This window comes from Mycobacterium sp., assembly GCF_049585075.1.
Classification (GTDB): domain Bacteria; phylum Actinomycetota; class Actinomycetes; order Mycobacteriales; family Mycobacteriaceae; genus Mycobacterium.
Genome location: NZ_JBAUZA010000205.1, coordinates 1 through 6,192, shown reverse-complemented (window position 1 = coordinate 6,192; position 6,192 = coordinate 1). Strand labels below are relative to the sequence as shown.

Annotated in this window: 6 protein-coding genes and 2 pseudogenes; 2 read left to right on the top strand and 6 right to left on the bottom strand. The window is 65.0% G+C overall.

What is annotated here, in order from left to right; genetic code table 11:
* Both WB785_RS10160 and WB785_RS10155 read left to right on the top strand, forming a co-directional pair.
* A pseudogene (locus tag WB785_RS10160) lies at positions 1 to 369 on the top strand (NAD(P)/FAD-dependent oxidoreductase); the annotation flags it as partial.
* A 10-nt stretch (positions 370 to 379) separates the two neighbouring features.
* A complete protein-coding gene (locus tag WB785_RS10155) occupies positions 380 to 1,720 on the top strand; it encodes an FAD-binding oxidoreductase (RefSeq protein WP_424078868.1) in 1,341 nt (446 codons plus the stop codon).
* Between the two features lie 7 nt (positions 1,721 to 1,727).
* On the opposite strand, the gene WB785_RS10150 is transcribed toward WB785_RS10155, so the two are convergent.
* From WB785_RS10150 to map, 6 genes and pseudogenes are all read right to left on the bottom strand, one after another.
* Complete coding sequence (locus tag WB785_RS10150; protein ID WP_424078866.1) at positions 1,728 to 2,477, bottom strand: anti-sigma factor family protein; 750 nt, start codon at positions 2,475 to 2,477, stop codon at positions 1,728 to 1,730.
* 94 nt (positions 2,478 to 2,571) lie between these two features.
* Positions 2,572 to 3,105 (bottom strand): sigma-70 family RNA polymerase sigma factor, encoded by a 534-nt coding sequence (locus tag WB785_RS10145; RefSeq protein ID WP_424078864.1) that lies wholly within the window; start codon positions 3,103 to 3,105, stop codon positions 2,572 to 2,574.
* Positions 3,106 to 3,181: 76 nt separating this feature from the next.
* Positions 3,182 to 4,546 carry a carotenoid oxygenase family protein gene (locus WB785_RS10140; protein WP_424078872.1) on the bottom strand — a complete coding sequence of 455 codons (1,365 nt, stop codon included), beginning with the start codon at positions 4,544 to 4,546 and terminating at the stop codon, positions 3,182 to 3,184.
* Between the two features lie 225 nt (positions 4,547 to 4,771).
* Positions 4,772 to 4,909, bottom strand: a pseudogene (locus tag WB785_RS10135) (hypothetical protein); the annotation flags it as partial.
* Complete coding sequence (locus WB785_RS10130; protein WP_424078870.1) at positions 4,906 to 5,430, bottom strand: sigma-70 family RNA polymerase sigma factor; 525 nt, start codon at positions 5,428 to 5,430, stop codon at positions 4,906 to 4,908. The gene WB785_RS10130 and the pseudogene WB785_RS10135, both read right to left, overlap by 4 nt.
* A gap of 43 nt (positions 5,431 to 5,473) precedes the next feature.
* Positions 5,474 to 6,192: type I methionyl aminopeptidase (gene map, locus WB785_RS10125; protein ID WP_424078863.1), on the bottom strand; the 719-nt coding region annotated here is incomplete at its 5' end.

Here is a 6,192-nt window from a genome sequence, read left to right as displayed (position 1 = left end):
CTCGTCGACGCCGTCCGCGCCGGCCGGGTCGAGGTGGTCGCCGCGGTGGCGGCTGTCGAGTCGCGCCGGGTGATCCTCGATGACGGCACAGCTGTCACACCTGAGGTAATCGTTGCCGCAACCGGATTCAGTACCGACCTCGACGGCCTGGTCGGGCACCTCGGGGTTCTCGACGAGCACGGCGACCCGCACGGTGGTTTTAGCTCAGACCTCGGCGATGGGATGTTCGCGATCGGTTATGGCATACCACCCAGGGGCCCGCTGCGGGCGATCCGGCTGGCCGCAACGCCATTGGCCGATCAGGTCGCGGCATACCTGGCGGCCAGGTCGCACACCGCCGACCGGGTTGAGCGTTCCGCAGCGGTTTAAGGGGACTGCAATGGCGTTACTGCACGAAAAACGATTCTTCTACCGCGGCACGGACGGATACGAAATCGCCCGCCGCGCAGCGGTGTGGAATAGCCTTCTGCCGGACCGCTTTCCGGCGGTCATCATGCAGGCCTGCGAGACCAACGACGTCGTCGCGGCGGTGCGCCACGCCCGAGCCCAGGGCTATCACATCGGCGTCCGCTCGGGCGGACATAGCTGGAACGCCAGCCATCTGCGTGACGGCGGCATGCTGCTCGACGTCAGTCGACTCGATCACTGCAGCGTCGACGCCGATCGGATGATCGCACGCGTCGGACCCGGCAAGATCGCCAGCGTCTTTGCGACAGAGCTTGACTCGCAAGGCCTGTTTTTTCCCGCGGGCCACTGTGAAGGCATTCGACTGGGCGGCTATCTGCTGCAGGGTGGCTACGGCTGGAACAGCAAGGTCGTCGGGCCAGCGTGTGAGAGCGTGCTTGGCGTGGAAGTCGTCACAGCCGATGGTGAACTTATCTACTGCGATCCCGAGAATCACGCCGATCTGTACTGGGCCGCTCGGGGTAGCGGGCCGGGCTTCTTCGGTGTGGTCACCTCGTTCACATTGCGGCTGCACCGACGCCCGGCTGTGTTGGGCACCTGTTTGTACATGTACCCGATCGAGGTCGCTGACGAGGTGTTCAGCTGGGGACGCACAATCAGCAGCGAAATCGACGACCGAGTCGAAATGCAGATCCTGACCTCCTACGGCGCACCGGAAACTGGGTCCGAGAAGCTCGGCATCACCATCGCCTCGCCGGTCTTCGCCGACTCCGAAGACGAAGCCACCAAAGCGCTTGCGGCCCTGGGCAGCTGCCCGGTGATCGACCATGCGACTGTCAGCCTTCCGTATATGCCGACGACGCTGGCCAATTGGTATGCGGCGGTGATGACCAAATACCCCGAAGGCCATCGCTACAGCGTTGACAACATGTTCACGTCAGCCTCGGCCGACGAGCTACTGCCGGGAATCCGCAAGATCATCGAGACGATGCCACCCCACCCGTCGCACTTTGTATTCGCCGGGTGGAAACCGTCGGCGGACCGCACAGACAAGGTCTACGGCGTGGAGGACGAGATCTATCTGGCGCTCTACACCGCCTGGCACGATCCGGCCGACGACGAACGCTATCGCAATTGGGCCCCATCGAATATGGCGGCGATGTCACACCTCGCGACCGGCATCTCGCTGGCTGACGAGAATCTGGCCCGACGTCCGGCGAAGTTCATCACCGACCCGAACATGGCGCGCCTGGATCAGGTACGCGCCGCCTACGACCCGGACGGCCTGTTCCACAGCTGGATGGCTCGGGGATAACAGCGCTTTACAGCGAGCGCTCGAGCAGCACCTTGCCGTTGTCGGCGGACACCACTTGCACCGACGCAATCTGATCGGCCGGCGTCGAGATGCTGCCAGCGGGCGTCGCGGTATGACCCGGTTCGGCGACCCAGGTCGCCAGCTGGGTGTGCGTGCCATCGCGGTTCACTACCACCATCGCCAACCGGTCGTGGTGGGCGTAGACCGGCGCCAGGCAGACACACTGCAGGTCGATGAAGGTGCCCCAGTGTTGGCTGGACAGCGACACCGTGGAGGCCAGCGCCTTCGTTCCGACCTGGGCCATCGGCAGCGCCGATACGCTGCTGGCCTGCGGCGGCGTTGGCGTCGGGGAATGGCCCGTGAGGCCGGGAACACCGACGAACACACCGATCGCCAGCAGCGCAGCGGCGGCGGCCGACGATGACCATGTCATCACGCGCGAGCGGCGTCGCCGCTGGCGCACTGCCGACAGCAGCGACGGCAGCAGGTTCGGAGGGGCCTCGATGGCGTGGTCGCCGTCGTTGATCGAGGCGACCGTGTCGCTATCGAGCTTGGACAGCAGGGCCGGCATGCCGCTGAGTTCGGCGACGGCCTGACTGCACGACGGGCACCCGCTCAGGTGCGCCTCGAACTCCCGCCGGTCGGCCGGTGACAACGACCCCAGCACGTAGGCTGCATCCCACGTCGCGTACTCGTGGCTGTCGCCCGCCGGCACGTCGCTCTCGCCTGGAGGACCGAAGCCCTGGATCAACCTCATCGTGTGCCCCCATATGCAGTGGTCATTGAGTATTCGGAGCCGACGGCTCCCCGGATGGCGGTATCCACGACCGGCAGGATGGCATGTCGCATCGTCATCGGGTCACCCCCATCTCTTGCAGAGTGAGTCGCAATGCGCGTACCGCATAGTGTAGTCGCGATTTCACGGTTCCTTCAGCGATATCAAGATCGGCAGCGATCTGAGCAGTGCTCCAGCCCCGGTAGTAGGACCGCTCGACGACGGCGCGGTGTTCGGGCGACATTTGCGCCATCGCGTCGGCGATCAGCAGCCGGTCGAGTGCGGAGTCGACTTCGTCGGGAACCGACCGCTCGGGTGCGCCAGCCTCGTCCAGCGAAGCAACGACATTGCGGAATTTCGGGCTGCGTCGCTCATCGATGATCATGTTGCGCGCGACGGTGAACAACCATGCACGCGCCGAACGTTCGGTGTCGCTGATGACCTCCGGATGCTGCCAGGCTCGCAGCAGCGTCTCCTGGACCACGTCTTCGGCACGACTGGCGTCGCTGGTCAACCGCATCGCATACCGCCACAAAGCCCCGGCGTGCTCGTCGTAGAGCGCCTTCATCAAATCGGCTTCAGCGTCAGCTGCGCTGGTCAGTCGACTCACTCGATCACCTCCTGCAAAGTGATACGAGCTGGGCGTCTTGAGGGTTCATTGGACAGCCGTCGAATTACGATCGCACTTAATCCGGCATCCAGTTGCCATGGAATCCGTGCGGCACCCGGCGCGGCAGCTGGACGCGGGCCACCGGTTCACCCTCGAAGTCCGACGCGTCGATGACAACGAGATCACTGCCCTCATTTACCGGGTCGTAAACGTACGTCAGGTACCAGCCGGCCAGTTCGTCGGACTCCCCCGCCGCCGGTGCGAACACCGCCTCACTGGGCGCACCCCGGTTGCCGCCGGTGCCGAACCGGTGCTCGGATGCCGTATCACGCTGCAGGTCATAGCGGACCAGTGCGTCGCTGCCGACCGCCACGGAATAACGCGCGGCCGTGCTGGCCAGCCGGTCGTCGGCGCGCGGGTACTCCACGCCACGGTCGTCGAGTTGGCTCTCTTCGACCGTCCCGGTGTCCAGGTTGAGCTTCCAGCGCCATAGTGCCGCGTCGTTCCCGAATTCGCTGTTGTCACGCCATATTTCGGCATAGCGGACCACTTCCAGCACTATCGAATTCTCAGCCGCCGATGGCACGTCATAGGCATTGGCGATGTGGAAGACGTAGCACGGATCAATGTTGAGCCAGCGCACCGGGCCGTAGGGGTCGTCGCGGCGCAGCACGCCCAGACGGGCGGCGTAACTGTCGTCCCATCGGTATGGTAGGTCCCGTATTTCTCGTTCGTTTTGCGGCGACTGCGCAACGCCCAGGTCGAATACCAGTGGCAAATCCAGGAATACGATGTGCTCAGCGGTCAGCGCGAAGTCGTGCATCATCGTCAACGCGGGGACATCGATGGGTCGGTTGATCGTCAACTGGCCGTCGGCGTCCGCACGGTGATAGACAACGTGGGGTTCAAAGATGTTGCCGCACCCGAAGAAATGCAATTCGCCGGTTGTCGGACAGACCTTCGGATGTGCAGTCATCGAATCCGTCAACTTGCCACTGAAGTCGTAGACTCCCACCGTTTCCAGGTCGTTGGTGATTTCATAGGGCAGCGAGAATTCCATCAGCGCAAGCGTTTTGCCGGCGTGACGAACGACGTGGGTATTGGCGGTGCTGGAGTGCAGGTTTCGGGTGCCGTCTGGACGATAGAGGGCGTTGTTATCCGGCTGCTCGAAGCTTTCAGTGCGCACCCATCGGTTGCGGTACCACGCTGCACGACCGTTCTCCAGCCGAACCCCGTGCACCATTCCGTCGCCGACACACCAGTGGGCCGCGCCCGCACGGGCATTCGGCCCGTTGCGCAGATACCAGCCGTTCAACTCGGCCGGGATGTTGCCCTCAACCGGTAGGTCGAAGGAGGTCAGCTCGTCGTGCACCGGGTCGTAGTTGCCCCTGCGGAACACCGGCAGCACGGTCTGTGCGGCGATCACCACCGGCGATAGCAGCGACGGTTGCAGTTGGGAGCGATCAGCGGCAGCCGCCGACCGCTGGTCCGCCTCCGCCAGCAGCGATGTCAGCAGGTCAGGGCAAGGCGGGGCGGCGACCGACCCGGCCGCGCCGTCGCCGGCCATGACTTGGTCGTAGTCGAGCAACGACAGCAGCGGCGAGACTGCGGTCAGCTCGGTCACCGACTGGCGGCAGGAGTTGCAGCCGACCAGATGCCTCTCGAATTCACGCCGGTCGGCATCCGATAGTGCATCCAACACATACGCCGCATCCCACGTCGCGTAATAGTCCGCGCCGTCAAGCCTGTCGGGGTTGTGCGGTTGACCGTTGCGGGGCAACTGTGGATCCCGCGGATCCGTCATCGCGCCACCCCCATCTCCAACAGTGCCTGGCGCAGTCCTCGTAGCGCGTAATGCAGCCGCGACTTAACCGTGCCTTCGGCAATCCCCAGCTCCGCGGCGATCTGGGCAGTGGTCCAGCCCAGGTAGTACGACCGGCCGACCACCGCGCGATGATCGGCCGACAGCTGCGCCATCGCATCGCCGATCAACGCCCGGTTCAGCGCCCCGCCCACCTCGTCAGGCCCTGCCGGCTCCGGCGGGCCCGAGCCGTCCCGCGACATCAGCTCGTTGCGGTACCGCGCGCTACGCCGGTCGTCGATGACCATGTTCTTGGCAACGGTGAAAAGCCAAGCGCGTGGAGACTGCCCGTTGTTGAGGACGTGCGGATGCTGCCATGCCCGCAGCAAGGTTTCTTGGACCAGGTCCTCGGCCTGGGCAGAATCACCGGTCAACCGCCACGCATAGCGCCACAAAGCGGCGGCATGTTCGTCCCACAGCCGCTTCATGGCGTTTGCATCCGCGCCGGTGTCCGGTATGTCCATCACCAGCCTTTCGGTGATGACACGGTTCAGGTGTCCGCTTGGTTCACCCGAGGGTCAGAATGCGTGGCCCGTCGTCGGTGGCCGCTACGGTGTGCTCCCAGTGTGCAGCACGCGAGCCGTCGGCGGTAGAGACTGTCCACTGGTCGTCGAGCACGACGGTCCTGCGTGTCCCCAACGTCAGCATCGGCTCGATGGCCAGCACCGATCCGTGCCCCAGCAGCGGACCCCGCCCGGGCGCTCCCTCGTTGGGCAGAAACGGATCCATGTGCATCTGCCTGCCGATGCCGTGTCCGCCGTAGCCCTCGACGATGCCGAACTCCCGGCCGTAACGGGCCTCGGCCGCGTGGGTGGCCGTTTCGATGGCGTGCGATATGTCGGTCAGCCGGTTGCCGGGAACCATCGCGGCGATCCCGGCCTCCATCGACTCCTTGGTTGCCTGCGACAGCAGTTCGTCGGCGGGGATGAGCGGTCCGACACCGAAGGTGATCGCGGCGTCGCCGTGCCAGCCGTCCAAAATTGCGCCGCAGTCGACGGACACCAGGTCACCGGATGCCAGTGTCTCACCGGCCGACGGGATGCCATGCACCACGCGGTCGTTCACCGATGAGCAGATCGACGCTGGGAAGCCGTGATAGCCGAGGAACGACGGGGTGGCACCGGCGTCGCGGATCACCGATTCGGCGATCGCGTCAAGCTCTTGCGTCGACACCCCGGGGACTGCGGCCGCACGCACTGCCGCGAGCGCGGCGGCGACCACGGCAC